This window comes from Nocardia sp. NPDC058480, assembly GCF_042720495.1.
Classification (GTDB): Bacteria; Actinomycetota; Actinomycetes; order Mycobacteriales; family Mycobacteriaceae; genus Nocardia.
Genome location: NZ_JBHXMN010000001.1, coordinates 1009278 through 1025335, shown reverse-complemented (window position 1 = coordinate 1025335; position 16058 = coordinate 1009278). Strand labels below are relative to the sequence as shown.

Annotated in this window: 15 protein-coding genes; 7 read left to right on the top strand and 8 right to left on the bottom strand. The window is 68.0% G+C overall.

The window, feature by feature from the left end:
- Positions 1–64 precede the first annotated feature (64 nt).
- A complete protein-coding gene (locus tag ACFWO8_RS04730; RefSeq protein WP_378942139.1) occupies positions 65–1342 on the bottom strand; it encodes a hypothetical protein in 1278 nt (425 codons plus the stop codon).
- An 82-nt stretch (positions 1343–1424) separates the two neighbouring features.
- The gene (locus ACFWO8_RS04725) at positions 1425–3671 is read right to left on the bottom strand and encodes an AAA family ATPase (protein WP_378942135.1); all 2247 of its coding nucleotides are present in this window, start codon (positions 3669–3671) and stop codon (positions 1425–1427) included.
- Positions 3672–3748: 77 nt separating this feature from the next.
- Here ACFWO8_RS04725 and ACFWO8_RS04720 point away from each other — a divergent pair, with 77 nt between their 5' ends.
- Entirely contained in the window at positions 3749–4213 is a 465-nt protein-coding gene (locus ACFWO8_RS04720; protein WP_378942128.1) for a hypothetical protein, read from the top strand.
- Between the two features lie 205 nt (positions 4214–4418).
- Here the strand turns inward: ACFWO8_RS04720 and ACFWO8_RS04715 are convergent, their stop codons facing one another.
- The 5 genes from ACFWO8_RS04715 to ACFWO8_RS04695 form a co-directional block, all read right to left on the bottom strand.
- On the bottom strand, positions 4419–4766 hold the full coding sequence (locus ACFWO8_RS04715) for a UBP-type zinc finger domain-containing protein (RefSeq protein ID WP_378942125.1): 348 nt from the start codon (positions 4764–4766) through the stop codon (positions 4419–4421).
- Positions 4759–6225, bottom strand: coding sequence for an ATP-binding protein (locus ACFWO8_RS04710; RefSeq protein WP_378942118.1), 1467 nt, complete (start codon positions 6223–6225; stop codon positions 4759–4761). Before ACFWO8_RS04710 ends, ACFWO8_RS04715 begins: the two co-directional genes overlap by 8 nt.
- Before the next feature lie 10 nt (positions 6226–6235).
- Positions 6236–7903, bottom strand: a complete 1668-nt coding sequence (locus ACFWO8_RS04705) for an FAD-dependent oxidoreductase (protein ID WP_378942111.1) — start codon at positions 7901–7903, stop codon at positions 6236–6238.
- 248 nt (positions 7904–8151) lie between these two features.
- Positions 8152–8337 carry a hypothetical protein gene (locus tag ACFWO8_RS04700; RefSeq protein WP_378942107.1) on the bottom strand — a complete coding sequence of 62 codons (186 nt, stop codon included), beginning with the start codon at positions 8335–8337 and terminating at the stop codon, positions 8152–8154.
- Positions 8338–8526: 189 nt separating this feature from the next.
- Complete coding sequence (locus ACFWO8_RS04695; RefSeq protein ID WP_378942100.1) at positions 8527–9555, bottom strand: beta-ketoacyl-ACP synthase III; 1029 nt, start codon at positions 9553–9555, stop codon at positions 8527–8529.
- 238 nt (positions 9556–9793) lie between these two features.
- Here ACFWO8_RS04695 and ACFWO8_RS04690 point away from each other — a divergent pair, with 238 nt between their 5' ends.
- The 5 genes from ACFWO8_RS04690 to ACFWO8_RS04670 all read left to right on the top strand — a co-directional run bounded on the left by ACFWO8_RS04690 (position 9794) and on the right by ACFWO8_RS04670 (position 13859).
- The gene (locus tag ACFWO8_RS04690) at positions 9794–10066 is read left to right on the top strand and encodes a GlsB/YeaQ/YmgE family stress response membrane protein (protein WP_378942091.1); all 273 of its coding nucleotides are present in this window, start codon (positions 9794–9796) and stop codon (positions 10064–10066) included.
- A 70-nt stretch (positions 10067–10136) separates the two neighbouring features.
- On the top strand, positions 10137–10850 hold the full coding sequence (locus tag ACFWO8_RS04685) for a phosphatidylserine decarboxylase (protein ID WP_378942085.1): 714 nt from the start codon (positions 10137–10139) through the stop codon (positions 10848–10850).
- The gene (locus ACFWO8_RS04680) at positions 10847–11716 is read left to right on the top strand and encodes a CDP-alcohol phosphatidyltransferase family protein (RefSeq protein WP_378942080.1); all 870 of its coding nucleotides are present in this window, start codon (positions 10847–10849) and stop codon (positions 11714–11716) included. Before ACFWO8_RS04685 ends, ACFWO8_RS04680 begins: the two co-directional genes overlap by 4 nt.
- 100 nt (positions 11717–11816) lie before the next feature.
- Positions 11817–12692, top strand: a complete 876-nt coding sequence (locus ACFWO8_RS04675) for an RNA polymerase sigma-70 factor (protein ID WP_378942075.1) — start codon at positions 11817–11819, stop codon at positions 12690–12692.
- Between the two features lie 84 nt (positions 12693–12776).
- On the top strand, positions 12777–13859 hold the full coding sequence (locus tag ACFWO8_RS04670; protein WP_378942069.1) for an NAD(P)/FAD-dependent oxidoreductase: 1083 nt from the start codon (positions 12777–12779) through the stop codon (positions 13857–13859).
- Between the two features lie 108 nt (positions 13860–13967).
- Here the strand turns inward: ACFWO8_RS04670 and ACFWO8_RS04665 are convergent, their stop codons facing one another.
- Positions 13968–15209 (bottom strand): hypothetical protein, encoded by a 1242-nt coding sequence (locus ACFWO8_RS04665; protein ID WP_378942063.1) that lies wholly within the window; start codon positions 15207–15209, stop codon positions 13968–13970.
- A gap of 72 nt (positions 15210–15281) precedes the next feature.
- On the opposite strand from ACFWO8_RS04665, the gene ACFWO8_RS04660 reads away from it, so the two are divergent.
- The gene (locus ACFWO8_RS04660) at positions 15282–16013 is read left to right on the top strand and encodes a Clp protease N-terminal domain-containing protein (protein ID WP_378942055.1); all 732 of its coding nucleotides are present in this window, start codon (positions 15282–15284) and stop codon (positions 16011–16013) included.
- Positions 16014–16058: the final 45 nt, after the last annotated feature.

Below are 16058 nucleotides of genomic sequence, written 5' to 3'. Positions count from 1 at the left end.
GGGCGCGAACGAGATGTTCGGTGGCACCGAGGTTGTCGCGTCGGCCATGTCGGGTGCGGTGTGGCTATGGCTGGGCCACCCGTGGCGGCGCGGCGGGCCGGATCTGGTACAGCACCGCGAGTCCGGCCGCGGCACCGACGGTGATGGCCAGCGCGACCAGGCCCGGCACCCGCTCGGCAACGGCGGTGTTGCTCGTCGGCCAGTGCCGCTGCCCGGTGGGAATCGCCCACAGGATCGACGGCAGGTACAGCGCGCCGAGCCCGAGCATCGCGCTCGGCAGGTAGGTGACCCGGATCGAACCGATGAAGTAGCCGGCGACACCGGTCACCAGCACCACCCCGGCCGGCCACACGAACGCCCACGGCAGGTGTTCGCCCACCGTGGCGAAACCGCAGATCGCGGCGACGCCGAGCAGCACGCCCCACGGTGTCGCCCATCGCAGGCCCGCCAGGATGGCGACTACACCGACGCCGAGAACGACGAGAAGATGCCAACCGAGACTCGGCGCGTCACCGAGCGAATCGGCTGCCGCGGCAACGCTCACCGCGAGCAGGACACCGGTGCCGTCGCGGCCGGGCAGCAGCGTGGCGGCCACGAACGCCGCCACGAGCGTGACGATCACGGCGACCACGATGTGCCAGGTGGTCACGTCCCGTCCGTCGAACTCGGCGCCGAGCCAGTCGGTGGCGATCAGTAGCGACAGCGACAGCACAGTGGTGGCGATGATCGGGGTGATCGGCAGATCCGCTGCTATGCGCGGCACCGCGGACAGCATGATGCCGTGCCGGTGGCGCGCGGTGTTCACCGCGAGGAGGACGACCGCGGCGCCGACCAGCCAGAACGGGGTGTGCACGGCCTTGTCCGCCGTCGCCGAGGTGTTCGAGGTGAACACCGCGACGACTTGGCCGTAGACGAACACGACCAGGACCCCGAGCCCGAAACCGACCGCCGACCAGCGCATCCGCCACGCGCAGATGCACAGCGCGCCGAACAGCACACCGCCGCACAGCGAGTCGATGTAGTTCTGGGTGGTGATCACATCGGCGGAGGTCATCGCCTGGCCGATGAAGTAGTTGATCGCCAAGGCCGTCGCCCCGCCCGTCGCGGTGAGCCAGATCAGCCCCGGCCGGGTGACCGGCCTGGCCAGCACGGCGACGACGACAGCGACGATGAGGCCGAGCGCGGCCGCGCGGGGCACGCTGTTGATCACACTGGTGACGCGGTACGGCGAATCGATCCCCGACTCGTCACCGAAGCTGAACGGCAGGAACAGCGACATTCCCGCGGTCGCGGCCCCGGCGAATGCCGTGACCACGTCCAGACCATCACCGATCTTGGGCACCGTGCCGACGATACCGGCGACTACCCCCTCCACCTGGGATGTCGTGTCCGGATCGGTAGGTGGCGAGTTCCGGTGGCCGAGATCAGGCCCTGCTCTCCGCGTAGCGGCGCAGCGATTCGACCTGTGCGGGATCGAGGGACGGGCGCACGGTGGCGCGGGCCGTGGCCACGTCCTCGGCGGTGACGTCGGCGGCGGCCATATCGCGGCGCAGTGCCGAGAGCGCGGCCTCGCGGAGCAGGGCGGCGCAGTCGGCGGCCGAGTAGCCGTCGAGATCCTCTGCCAGGACGGCCAGGTCGACGTCGGTGGCGAGCGGAACCGAGCGGCCCGCCGTGCGCAGGATCTCGAGCCGCGCCGGGCCGTCCGGCGGTGGGACGAAGACGAGGCGGTCGAGCCGGCCCGGCCGCAACAGTGCGGGGTCGATCAGTTCGGGGCGGTTGGTCGCGCCGACCACCACCACGTCGCGCAGGGGTTCGACACCGTCGAGTTCGGTGAGCAGTGCGGCTACCACCCGGTCCGACACCCCGGAGTCGCTGCTCTGGCCGCGGCGGGGAGCGAGCGCGTCGACCTCGTCGAGGAAGATCAGCGACGGTGCCGAGTCGCGGGCCCGCTGGAACAGTTCGCGCACCGCGCGTTCCGAGGAACCGACCCACTTGTCCATCAGCTCAGCGCCTTTCACCGCGTGCACACTGAGCTGGCCGGTGCCTGCCAGTGCCCGCACGAGGAAGGTTTTGCCGCAGCCGGGTGGCCCGTAGAGCAGGACGCCGCGGGGCGGTTCGACACCGAGACGGGCGAACGAGTCGGGGTGGCGCAGCGGCCACAGCACCGTTTCGGTGAGTGCCTGTTTGGTTTCGACCATGTCGCCGACGTCGTCGAGGTCGAGCGATCCGATCGCCAATTCCTCTGTCCCCGAACGTGACAGCGGCCGGATCACCTCGAGTGCGCCGATCAGGTCGTCCTGAATGAGTGCGGGTTCGGTGTGTTCGCGGCTGGCCCGGCCTGCCGCGCGCACGGCCGCTTCCCGGCACAGCGCTGTCAGGTCTGCCACCACGAAACCCGGTGTGCGCGAGGAGATCGTCTCGAGATCGAGTTTTCCGGCAGGCACCTTGCGCAGCAAGTGTTCGAGCAGTGCCCGCCGGATCGCCGCGGTCGGCAGCGGCAGTGCCAGTTCGCGGTCGCACAGGTCCGGTGCCCGCAGCCGCGAATCCACCTGTGCCGGATGGGCGGTGGTGGCCAGCAGGGCCACGCACGGCGCGCGCACCGCAGCCCGGAGCTGGTCGAGAATCAGGGTGGCGACGGGTTCGGCCTCGGCGGGTAGCAGTGCGTCGATATCGGTGATCAGCAGCACGCCGCCCTGTCCGGTGGCGACATCGGCGACCGCCTCGGCGACCTCGCGCAGCCGGGTGCCGCTCTCGGTGGCGCCGACGCTCGGACCGTCGACCTCGACGATGCGACGCGGTGCGGCAACAGCTTTGGCGAACGTGGCCTTGCCGACCCCGGCCGGGCCGGTGATGAGCACCCCGAGATGCGCCGGTGCGCCGAGCGTCTTGAGCAACTCGGGTTCGTCGAGCGCCAAGCTCAGCCATTCGGCCAGCTTGCCCGCCTGACTCTGCACCCCGGCCAGGTCCTCGACCTGGATCGGTGTGCTCCCCGAACTCACCTTCACGGCAACCGGTACCGGCTGATCAGACTCCGAAAGCCACTGCTGCCCAGCCGTGCTTCCCGCAGGCTGGTGCGTCTCGCCGTCACGTTCCAGCGTGTGCTGGATCGCGGCCGCGCCCGCACCCCAGCCGACGGCCGAATTCGGTTGCACGCTCACCGGTCCCGGCATCGGCTCGATCGCCGTCACAGTGAGCAGCTCGGTGGTCCAGGCGATACCGAAGGCGCGCGAGAGCGCCTGCGTGGCCGCCGAGGAACTGATATCGGGTCCGAGATCGCGCGGTAGCAGCGACACCGTGTCACCCACGGTCACCACTTTGCCGAGCAGCGCCTGCCGCAGGGTGGCCGCCGGAATGCTGGCCATCGCGTGCGCCGAGCCGCTCAGCGAGATCTGTTTGGCGCCGAAGACCGTCACCGGGGCGACCGTCACCGCCGCGTTCTCCCGCAACCCCACATTCGACAGCGTCACGTCATCGAGCAGGGCTACCCCCGGCGGACTGTCCGCCGGCGCCTTCGCCACCACCGCCGCGGTCCTGCGCGCGCCGATCAGGGAGATGCCGTCCCACTCGCGCAGGCCGAGCGCGGTCAGTGTCTCGGGGTGCAAGCGAACCACCCCGCGGCGGGCATCGGCTGCGGAGGGGTTGAGCCGGGCGGTGAGCGAAAGTTCAGCCACCGCCCCATTCTGCCGCTTCGCGGCGCGATCAGGAATCGATAGGCCGCCTGCAAGGTCAGAGGGCCATTCTGGCTGACATGATGAACTATCGCCGCAAGTCGGTACGCTGCACCGGACGCGCCGGAGGTACCGGCGCCGCGATCTATCGGGGAAAGCAGCAGATGAACCGAATCTCCCTCGTCGTTCTGGCCGCCGGGGCACTGACCCTGACACTGGTCGGGTGCGGTTCCGGCGACGACTCCACCGATGCGAGCGGGCTGCGCAAGGGCACGCCGAGCTCCAGCGCGCCCGCCACCACCACAGCGCCCACCTCGAGCGCGGCGCCGACCGCTGCCGCCGTGAGCGCCGACATCACCTGCACGCAGTTCAAGTCCCTCGACGCGGACGGCGAGAAGCAGGCGATCGACAAGATCCTCGCGGAAAACCCCGGTGGCCCGTTCGACGGCAGCCCCAACGTGGCGCTCAGCACCGTGAAGCTGGTCTGCCTGGTGCCGGCCAATGCCGACAAGCCGGTCGCCGAGGCCGCCGCGATGAAGCCTTGATTTGGAGCGCTGGCGCGCTCGAGCGGGGCCCTTCGGGCCCCTGATCTTCCCTCCCTCCGGGTACTCCTTCGTCGCACCCTCCGGTCAGTCCAGATCAGGGCGGGCCCCTTAGGGAAGAGACATACGACGTTTGCCAGGCGGGATCTTCGGGATGTTTGCAGCTGAGCCCCCGGTGCGCCGTCCGGGCGCCGAGGGCGTCTCGGCGTCAGCTCATGAGCGATTGCCAGTTGGCGGGTACGCGGGCGGCCGGGCCGGGGGCGGACTGATCGGTCGGGTGGCTGGTCGGCGGGGCTAGTTCGGGACCGTCGCTGTACATCTCCCCGCTGGAGAAGTTGTAGAACCAGTCCTCGCCCGGTTCGTAGCTCTGCATGAACGGGTGCGCGGTGGCCTCGAAGTGCTTGGTCGCGTGCTTGCTGGGGGAGCTGTCGCAGCAGCCGACATGCCCGCATTCGGCGCAGCGGCGCAGATGCACCCACCAGCCGCCGCTCTCGTCGCACTCGGCGCAACCGGCGCCACTGGGCGGCACGCTCGGATCGATCCCCGCTTCAGCCATCCTGACCTCCTGTACTAGGTGTGCTCACATCCTCCGCTGCCGGCTTCAGGGGCAGACGGACGATGAACCGCGTGTTGCCGGGTTCCGATTCGACCCGGATGTCGCCGTTGTGCTTGTTGACCACGATCCGGAACGAGATGTCGAGGCCGAGGCCGGTACCGTCGCCGACCGGTTTGGTGGTGAAGAAGGGCTCGAAGATGCGACCACGCGCCTCGGCGGGAATGCCCGGCCCGGTATCGCCGATTTCGATGGCGGCGCAGTCGTTTTCCTTGAAGGTGCGGATTGTCAGGGTGCCCTCGCCGCCCATCGCGTAGACCGCGTTGTCGATCAGGTTGGTCCACACCTGATTGAGCTCGGCGGCGAAGCAGGGGATCGGCGGCAGGCCGCGGTCGTAGTCCTTCACCACATGTACGCCGTCACCGAGTTTGCGGTTGAGCATCACCAGCGTGGAATCGAGCAGTTCGTGCAGGTCGACGACCTGATAGGGCGCGCGATCCATCTGCGAATACTGTTTGGCCGCGCCGACCAGCGTGGAGATACGGGTGGTCGAGTCGAAGATCTCGTTCATCAGCAACTCGGTCTCGATGGTGTAGTTCAGCCAGCGCACCGCACCCTCGAACACCGGCGCCTGGCACGCTTCCAGCGTCGCGTGCACGCCCTCGAGCCAGTCGGTGTCCAGGCCTGCCTGCACGAAGGTCGGTGCCAGATTCCAGCCGTCGGCGATGCCGCGCTCGTCGAACCAGTCGGCCAGCGCGTCCTCCCGATCGGCCGCTTCCAGCGGGCTGAGGTCCGGTGCCTTGGCGACCTGCTCGGCGGCCTGCTCTTGCAGCTCGACGAGCTTGACCAGCGCGTCGGCCGGGAACTTGCCCTCGGCCATCATCTTGAGCTTGTGCCGCATCCCGGCCACGCGTTCACGCAGGCCGGAGGTGGCGCGCACCGCGGCGGCGGCGGGATTGTTGAGCTCGTGGGTGAGCCCGGCCGACAGCGATCCGAGGGCGAGCAGCCGTTCCCGTTCGGCGATCCGCTGGCTGGACTTCTGCCCGCCGAAGAACGCGCCCTCGAGCAGGTGCACGGCCATCGGGAACCACTCGTGCATGATCCTGGAGAAATCCGCCGCGTCCATGACCAGGAACCGGGAGCGGCGCAGCACGTACATCGAGCCGTTGTAGTTCTGGTTCGCCCGCTCGCCCAGATACGCCATCCAGGCGCCGGCGTACACCCCGCGATGGTCGGTCCGGTTGATCTCGATCTCCACCCCACCGGACAGCTTGGTCAGCCGCACCTCGCCGTCGATCAGCACGTAGAAGCAGGTCGCCGGTTCGCCCTCGCGGAACACCGGACCAGGGTCGACGTACTCGATGCGCCCGACGGCGCACAGCTCGGCGAGCTGGGTGTCGTCGAGCTTCTCGAACAGGAACAGCGTGCGCAGTTCTTCCGGATCGCAGATCAACGAACTCATCTCCTAGGGCCTAGGCCAGATACCGGTGGACGAGCATGACCGCCATCGCGCCCTCGCCGACCGCCGAGGCGACCCGCTTGGCGGATTCGGCGTGCACATCGCCCGCGACGAACACACCCGGCACGCTGGTCTCCAGATGCTGCGGTGGGCGCGGCAGTTCCCAGCCGGGTGGTCGCGCGCCGTCGACCATCAGATCGGGTCCGGCCAGCACGTATCCGGCGGCGTCGCGGGTGACGACGCCGTCGAGCCAGCCGGTCTGCGGTGCGGCGCCGATGAACAGGAACAGTCGTTGCGCGTCGACCTTGTCTTCGGTGCCGGTGCTGTTGTCGCGCAGGATGATCCGTTCCAGGTGCGTGTCGCCGTCCACGCCGACCACCTCGGTCTCGGTGTGTACCACGATGTTCGGGATCTCCGCGATCTGCTGGACGAGATAGTGCGACATCGACCGATCCAGCGAGTCGCCCCGGACAACCAGGTGCACGCGACGGGCATTGCGGGACAGGAACACCGCGGCCTGCCCGGCCGAATTGGCCCCGCCGACGATGTAGACCTCCTGCTCGGCGCACTCGGCCGCCTCGGTCATCGCCGAGCCGTAATACACACCGCGCCCGGTGAATTCGTCCACACCCGGCGCCGGATGACGTCGATAGTCCACGCCCGTGGCGATCAGAACCGTATGTGCGCACAGCTTTCCGCCATCGGCGAACCGCACCGTGCGCGCCGAACCGTTGACCTCGAGCGCGACCACATCGCGAGTGGTGATGATCTCCGCGCCGAACTTCGCCGCCTGCCGCCGGGCCCGATCCGCCAGCTGCGACCCCGACACCCCGTCGGGAAATCCGAGATAGTTCTCGATCCGCGAGCTCTGCCCCGCCTGCCCGCCGGTGGCCGTGCGTTCCACCAGCACCGTGCGCAACCCCTCCGACGCGCCGTACACCGCCGCGCCGAGCCCGGCGGGCCCGCCGCCCACCACGATCAGATCGTAGAAGTCCCCGCTGGGTTCGACGGCGAGCCCGACGTTCTCGGCGAGCTCGCTGTCGGTCGGCTGGATCAGCGCGGTACCTGCGGCCGTGATCACCACCGGACAGGTCAGCGGATCCGCGCCTGCCGCCTCGAGCAACCGGGTGCCCTCCGGCTCGTCGACCGGGTACCACCGATACGGCAACTGATTGCGCGCCAAGAACTCTCGCACCTGCGAAGACCGCGGCGACCATCGATCGCCCACGACCTTGGTCTCGTACACCGGCCGCTGCTCGGCACTGCGCCACACCTCGAGCAACCCGTCGATCACCGGGTACAGCTTCTCCTCCGGCGGATCCCACGGCTTGAGCAGATAGTGGTCGAGATCGATGACATTGATCGCGTCGATCGCGGCATCGGTGTCGGCGTAGGCGGTGAGCAGCACCCGGCGCGCATACGGGTGCAGGTCCATCGCCTGTTCGAGGAATTCGATCCCGTCCATGCCGGGCATCCGGTAATCGGCGATCAGCACCGCCACAGGCTGCCCGCGCAGTTTCATCTCCCGCAGCGCTTCCAGCGCCTGCTGCCCCGATTCGGCCCGCAGAATCCGGTAATCGGCGCCGTAGCGCCGACGCAGATCGCGCACCACGGCCCGCGACACGCCGGGATCATCGTCAACGCTCAGAATGGCCGGTTTGGTTACCGAGGGAGTGCTCACGGAGTCGAGTATCCCCCTTCCACGGGCCAGGTAACCCCCGTAAGTCTCTACCCAAAGGGCCCCGCCCTGATCTGGACTGACCGGAGGGTGCGACGAAGGAGTACCCGGAGGGAGGGAAGATCAGGGCCCCCCAGGGGCCCGCTCGAGCGCGCCAGCGCTCCAAAAATACAGCCACCAGACAACCCCGAGCGGGTAGCCGCGATGTGTCTCTACCGAAGATCGGAGACCAGGCGATCTCGACCGAAGGCTCACAGCTGGTGGTGCAGCACCAAGTCGAGCTCACTAGGAGTAAGCAAACGTTCGAGGCGTTCCTCGCGTTTGAGACGCGTGCCGCGCGGCACGAGCGCACTGGGGAGGGCGAAGGCGTCGTCCGGTCCCGGCAAGAGCGGAACCTCGTTGATGTGCCTGCGTGGCAGGAATGAGCGCAGTTTCACGGCCGATCACCTCGGGTTTGACGACGGGAACGCGGAGGCTGAGCTTCGTAGATCAGCAAACATCGGTAGCGAAAAGTTTGCCAGCATGTCCGAGTTGGTGCAAGTGGGACAAGGTGGACACGGCGAGCCAACCGGTCGGCGGCCTGCTTCGACGCAGGCCACCCCGGTTTCGCGAGAATTGCTGATCAGCTATTTCCAGGCGGGCATGGTGACAATCTGTGCCGCATAGGACAGCCCGGCACCGAAGGCGATCAGCAGTGCCGTGTCGCCCGGCTTCGATTCGCCCTTGCGCAGCAGCGCCTCCATCGCGAGGGGGACCGATGCTGCCGAGGTGTTGCCGGAATCCTCGATGTCGTTGGCCAGCGCGCAGTGCTCCGGTAGCTCGAGCACCCTGGCCATGATCTCGATGATCCGGCCGTTGGCCTGGTGCGGGATCATCGCGTCGAGGTCGCCGGTGGTCAGGCCCGCGCGGTCGATCGCCTCGCGGCAGACCTTCTCCAGCGAGTGCGCGGCCCAGCGGAACACCGCGGTGCCCTCCATCGTGAGGTACGGGCGTACCGCGTCGGTGCCCTTCTCCTCGATCTCGGCGAAGAACTCCGCCCAGTCCTTCGACTGGCGGATGGCGTGGTGCTGGGTGCCGTCCGAACCCCAGGCGGTCGGTCCGATGCCCTGCTCGGCCGATGGGCCGATCACCACCGCGCCCGCGCCGTCGGCGAACAGGAACGCCGTCGACCGGTCGGTGAAATCGATGGTCTCGGTGAGTTTCTCGACGCCGACCACCAGCACGTGGTTCGAGGTGCCCGCGCGGACCAGGTCCGATGCCATCCCGACCGCGTGACAGAACCCGGCGCAGCCCGCCGCGATGTCGAAGGCGGCCGCGCCGGTCATGCCGAGGTCGGTGGCGATGCGCGGGCCCACGGAGGGAGTGAGCACCAGATTCGTCGACGTCGCCACGATGACGCAGTCGATCTGCTCGACCTGCACGCCCGCGGCGGCGATCGCGTCGCGTGCGGCGGCGACACTCATGGATTGGATGGTTTCGGAGGCCGAGGCGAAGCGCCTGGTCTTGATGCCCGATCGGGTGCGGATCCACTCGTCGCTGGAGTCGATCGGTCCCGCGACCTCGTCGTTGGTGACCACCCGGGCTGGGCGGTAGACACCCAATCCGAGGATCGCGGTGTGCTCAGCACCCGTCGTCTGGGCGATTCGAGCAGCCATTGTGTGTCTCCTATGTACCTGTCAACCGGCGGCAGCACCGCTGGGTGTACCCGAAGCATCGAAATCTGTCCCTCATCGCCCGTGGCCCGCGCGTGGATACCATGTGAACGCTCAGACATGAGGCTTCCTCATATTAGCGCGTCAGATTGTGATCCGAGTGTCGATTGTCACAAGAGGGCCGGGGGTATCTTGGTTGCACGGCGATTGCTCGCCGACCCATCGAGGGATCGAGGACATCATGCTCGGACTCGGCATCATCAGTTGGATCATCATCGGCGGTCTCGCCGGTTGGCTCGCGAGCAAGTTCATGAAGACCGACGCACAGCAGGGCATCCTGCTCAACATCGTGGTCGGGGTCATCGGCGGTCTGCTCGGCGGTTTCCTGTTGAGCCTGTTCGGAGTCGATGTCGAAGGCGCGGGCTGGATTTTCAGCTTCATCACCTGTCTGGTCGGCGCCTGCGTGCTGTTGTACCTGGTGAAGCTGTTCACCGGGCGTAAATCGGTCCACTGACCACGGGTGCTTGCCCCGGGCTTCCCGTAAGGTGTGATCGCTTGTAGTCATCACACGAAAGAGGGAGCCCGTGGCACGCCGCCCCACCCCGTCCGGCACGCCCGATACCACTGCCGTCGGCCATGTCGTCGACCTGGTTCGGGCCGCTGTACCCCCGCTTCATCCCGCCGGACTGCCGTTTGTCGCGGTGCCCTTGGCGGTGGCGGTCGTCGGCGGACGCAATAAATGGGTGCGTCGAGCCGGTCTGACCGCTGCCGCCGCCTGCGCGGCCTTCTTCCGGCACCCGCATCGCGTGCCGCCGAACCGGCCGGGCATCGTGGTCGCGCCCGCCGACGGTGAAGTGGCGCTGGTCGACACCGCGGTGCCGCCCGTCGAGCTCGGACTCGGCGATCAGCCGTTGCCGCGCGTGAGCATCTTCCTGTCGGTGCTCGATGTGCATGTGCAGCGCGTTCCGGTGTCCGGAACCGTGCGCGAGGTGCACCATCAGCCGGGCAAGTTCCTCTCGGCCGATCTGCCCGAGGCCTCCGATGCCAACGAACGCAACAGCATGGTCATCGACACCGCCGACGGTAAGCAGATCGTCGTGGTTCAGATCGCCGGTCTGCTGGCCCGCCGCATCGTCTGCGATGCCCGCGTCGGTGACCTGCTCACCATCGGTGACACCTACGGCCTGATTCGGTTCGGGTCTCGCGTCGACACGTACTTCCCGGTCGGCACCGAACTGCTGGTCGCCCCCGGGCAGCGCACGATCGGGGCAGAGACCGTCCTGGCTGTGCTGGGATGATCGAACAGGCTCGTAAGCGTCCTCGCTCGGTACGGCTGCTGCCGAGCGTCGTCACCATCCTCGCGCTGTGTGCGGGCCTGTCGGCGGTGAAGTTCGGGCTCGACGGCGAGCTCGCTATCTCGTTGGCGATGGTCGGCGCGGCCGCCGTGCTCGACACCCTCGACGGTCGGCTCGCGCGCATGCTCGACGCCACGTCGAAGATGGGCGCCGAACTCGATTCGCTGTCGGACGCCATCTCCTTCGGTGTCGCGCCCGCGCTGGTCATCTACGTGACCCTGCTCGACGGCTACAGCGCGGGCTGGATCGTCGCGCTGCTGTTCGCGGTGAGCCTGGTCTTGCGCCTGGCCCGCTTCAACACCCTGCTCGACGACGATTCCCGCCCGAATTGGGCGCGTGAGTACTTCGTCGGTGTGCCCGCGCCCGCCGGTGCGTTGATCGCGCTGGTGCCGATCGCGTTGAAGGTGCAGTTCGGCGACGGCTGGTGGGACGGTTTCGCCTTCGTCGCGGCCTGGACGGTCTTCGCCGCACTGCTGTGCGTGAGCACGATTCCGACCCTGGCGATGAAGTCCGTCTCCGTCGCTCCCCAGGCCGCAGCGGGTCTGCTGGTCCTGACCGCGTTGGCTGCCGCGCTGCTGGTGACCTACCCGATCGTGCTGCTGCTGATCTTGGTCGCGCTGTACCTGGCACACATCCCGTTCGCCTGGCGTTCGGCCCGCTGGGTGGCTGCCCGGCCCGAGACCTGGCAGCACAAGCCTGCTGAGCGTCGTGCGCAGCGGCGGGCGCAGCGGCGGATGCCCGCGATTCGCCGACCGGCTATTCGCGGGTCGGCGCGGTTGCGTCTGCGTCGTCCGCGCAACGACGACTAGGTTCTGCCGCCCGCGCGAGACGGCGCCCACATCGTGGTGATCGGCGGGGAGTGCGGCGGTACCGTTGCGGCACTAGATCAGTGGGCTAAGGGGGCAACAGGTGGAATCCGACGGTGTCGCGGAGTTCATGGAGCATCGCCCGCGGCTGTTCTCACTGGCATATCGCATGTTCGGTGCGGCGAGCGAGGCCGAGGACGTTGTGCAGGAGATCTATCTGCGGTGGGCGCTGGCCGACCGCGGGGAGATCGCCAATCCCGAAGCGTGGCTGACGACCGTCACCGTGAATCTGTGTCGTACTCAGCTCGTTTCGGCCCGTGCCCGGCGCGAAACCTATGTCGGTCAGTGGCTGCCGGAGCCGGTGCCGACCGGTGCCGGTGCGCTCGGTCCGCTGGGGACCGTCGAGGAACGCGAGTCGGTCTCCCTGGCCGTGCTCACCGCGATGGAACGGCTCAGCCCGATCGAGCGCGCGGTGTTCGTGCTGCGCGAGGCCTTCGGCTATCCGCATGCCGAGATCGCGCAGATGCTCGATCTCACCGAGGCCAACACCCAGCAGGTCTTCCATCGGGCCGGTCAGCGGGTGCGCACCGGCAAACAGCGCTATGTGGTGTCGGCCGAGCACGCGCGCACGATGATCGAGAAGTTCCTGCAGGCGGCCGCGACCGGCGATGTGGGCGGTCTGCGCGAACTACTCGCCGACGACGTGGTGTCGGTCGCCGACGGTGGCGGCAAGGTTGTCGCGGCCAAGATCCCGGTGGTCGGCGGCGATGTGGTCGCGCGCTACCTGTCCAACCTGCGACGCTTCCTGACTCCGACGTCGCGGTTCGAATTCGCCGAGATCAACGGCGACGTGGGTCTGGTCATGTTCCAGGACGAGGTCCCGGCCGGCGTGCTCGTCTTCGACTTCGACGAAGCGGGTTCGATCGCGGCGGTTCGCACGGTCGTGAACCCGATCAAATTGAGTGCGGTAACGGTGTGAGCCAGATCACGTCGAGAACCTGTCAGGAACTCGGCTGCTGATCGGTCTGGTGTGCGTCGGCATTTCGGGAGAAGGAGCCAGATCATGACCGGTCAGCATCGGATCGTCGTCCTCGGCGCCGGGTACGCGGGACTCACCGCGGCCCGCGCCCTCGCGAAGAAGACTCGCGACACCCAGATCACCGTCGTGGACGGCCGCGCCGAATTCGTGCAGCGGGTGCGTCTGCACCAGGCCGCCGCGGGCCAGCCGGTCAAGCGGCTCGACCTGCGGAAGTCGCTGGAACGCAAGGGCATCGAGTTCATCCAGGCGCGGGCAACCGATCTGGACCCGGACCGCAAGATCGTCGCCATCGACGGTGAGTGGACGCTGCACTACGACACCCTCGTCTACGCGCTCGGCAGCCAGGCCGACCGCAACGCCGTGCCCGGTGCGGCCGAGCACGCGACGTTCGTCGCCATCGCCGAAGACGTGACGGAGCTGTCGGGCCAGATCGTCATCGTCGGATCGGGCCCGACCGGCATCGAACTGGCCACCGAACTCGCTGAGTCGCACCCGGATTCGCGGATCAGCCTGCTCGGTACCGAAGATCCCGGCGCCTGGCTCTCGCCGCGCGCGCATCAGGCGATCCGGGCCGCGCTCACCCGTCTCGGCGTCGAGATCCTGTCCGGCGTCAAGGTTGTCGAGGTGCTGCCCGACGCTGTCCGGCTCGCCGACGGCACCCTGGTGCCCGCCGCCACCACCGTCTGGACCACCGGGTTCACCGTCCCCGATCTGGCTCGCCGGGCGGGCCTCGAGGTCGCCGCCGACGGACGCATCCGCACCGACGACACGCTGCGCTCGGTGTCGCACCCCGACATCTACGCCGTCGGCGACGCCGCGCTGATGGCGGGTGTGGACGGCCGCCCGCTGCGGATGGCTTGTGCGACAGCGATTCCCGCCGGCCAATACGTGGTCGGCGCGATCACAGCGCGGGCGCGTGGTCGCGAACCCGAGCCGATGAACGGCCGCTACGTCGCGCAGTGCATCAGCCTCGGCCGCAACGACGCGGTGCTCCAGCTCGTCAAGGCGGACGACACTCCGACGAATACCGTGTTCAAGGGCCGAATCGGGGTGGTGATGAAGGAGCTGATCGTGCGCGGGACCGCCTTCACGGTCGGTCTGCGATAGTCCGATCGGACTGGCGTAATCGTGCAATCGGGCCTCGAATAATCAGAATGCTGACTGGCGGGCCGCGTATTGCACGATTACGCCGGGTTGGCGGCGATCCGTTCGGCGTCAGTCGGTGATGGTTTCACGCCACCGGTGTCGAGCAAGGCCGGCCAACGTCCATGCCCAGGGTGCGATCGCGATCAGGATGAGCATGCCCAGCCACGGAAGCCGCCACCACCAGCGCACATCCTGTTCGAACGCCGTCGTCGGCTCGATCAGTATCCGGGCCGTCGACGACCACGCCACGAACGCGTCCCCGATCGGCATCAGCCCGAAGGCATACCGCTTGGAGCCGGGCAGGCTGACCGGTAGCCCGAGCAGTTCGCCTTCGGCGCCGATCGCGGCCGCCAAATCGCGATCACCGTTCACGCGGGCGGCACCTTGGGCGACAACCGTGGCGGACAGGCTGATACCGGCGATCAGTGGTCCCGAGTCGACATCGCCACTGCCTTCGACCCCCTTCGGGTATTCACGAAGGGCAGGCCCGAAACCGCCTGGGTAAGCGACGAATTGCTCGCGGTAGAGCGAGTATTGGTTCTTCGCGAACGCTGGGTCGATCTCGGGCAGGAACCGATGTATCGCTGTCTGCGAGGTGGCTCGCGCACCGGTCATCATCGATCCGTCGGCCGATGAAACCTGATGCGGCAGTAGGCCGGTCGCGGGATCGAGTCGGGTCTTCGCCTGCTCCAGCCACCGATCGATCACCGCGGTGTACTTCGCGCCGAACAACTTGTCGTGCAGGCGAAGTGAAGCCATCGCGACAGTCGAATCGACCGGCCAGGCTTGACCCTGATAGGCCTGGAGAAAGGGTGTGTCAGCCGTCGAGAATGCCTGCGCGATCTCGGCGCTGGACGCGGAGAACTGGTGCACCGCCGCGGTATCGGAGTGATCGAGCGACAAGATCGCTCCGCGCAACCAGTTGGTCCACCCCGCCCAGAACACCCCGTACGCGGGCTGCAACCGAGGGCTGAAAACCGCGCGACCCTCGTCGGACTCCACTCGTGCCAGCGCCCAGCGTGCTTCCCGCAGCGCGTCATCGCGCAGTGCCGAATCGGTGTGCGCGGCCTGCACCCAGGCGAGACCGTAGAGCACGTTCGAAAAGACGTATCCCTCCGGAAACAGTTCTTGCGCGGCCGTATCCGAGCCTTCGTCGAGCGTGGCACGCACGAATGCCAGCTGCCGCTCGGTCGCCCCAGGCTGCTCGTCGAGTCCCGGCTGCGGCCACAGCAGCCGTCCGGCGCCGACCAGGCACGCCAAAGTCACGACAATCCCCACAATGCGCGGCGCCCAGCGCCGGATTCTCCCCATGACGCCACTGTGCCAGGAATTTGCCGTCAACCAACCGTTGACGATCCCACATCGTCAACCTACAGTTGACGCATGAGCACTCCGAACTTCCGCCTCGACGACCTCATCGACGGCATCAAGAAGGCCCGCCCCGACAACGTCCTCGACCAGCTCTCCGACGCCGTGGTCGCCGCCAATCACCTCGGTGAGACGGCCGACCACCTGATCGGCCACTTCGTCGACCAGGCCCGCCGTTCCGGCGCCTCCTGGACCGACATCGGCTCCAGCATGGGTGTCAGCAAACAGGCCGTCCAGAAACGATTCGTGCCGAAGGGGCCGAGCGACACGGCCGCCATGGACCCGCAGGCAGGCTTCGCCAAGTTCACCGATCGGGCCCGGCAGGTAGTCGTCGGCGCCCAAGAAGCGGCCCGCGCCTCGGGCAGCGGTCAGATCGCGCTCGGGCATCTGATCCTCGGCCTGATCGGTCAGTCCGAGGGGTTGGCCGCTAGGGAGATCGTCGCCAGGGGCGTCGCGCTGGACGCGGTGCGCGATGCCGCGACCGCCTCGCTGCCCGCCGCCGAGGGTGACGTGCCTGCCCTCATCCCGTTCGACGGTGACACGAAGAAGGTTCTCGAACTCACCTTTCGCGAGGCGCTGCGACTGGGCCATAACTACGTCGGCACCGAACACATCCTGCTGGCTCTGCTGGAACAGGAGAACGGCGCGGGCGTACTCAGCGGTGTGGGCCTTGACAAGGCCGTCGTCGAGGCCGAGCTCGTCGAGCTGCTGAATCAGTTCCTGGCTTCGGCGCAGGACGAGGCCTGAGCGGGCGGTCGCGCCCGGTGTGTCCTTCGCGCCCGGGCGCGACCT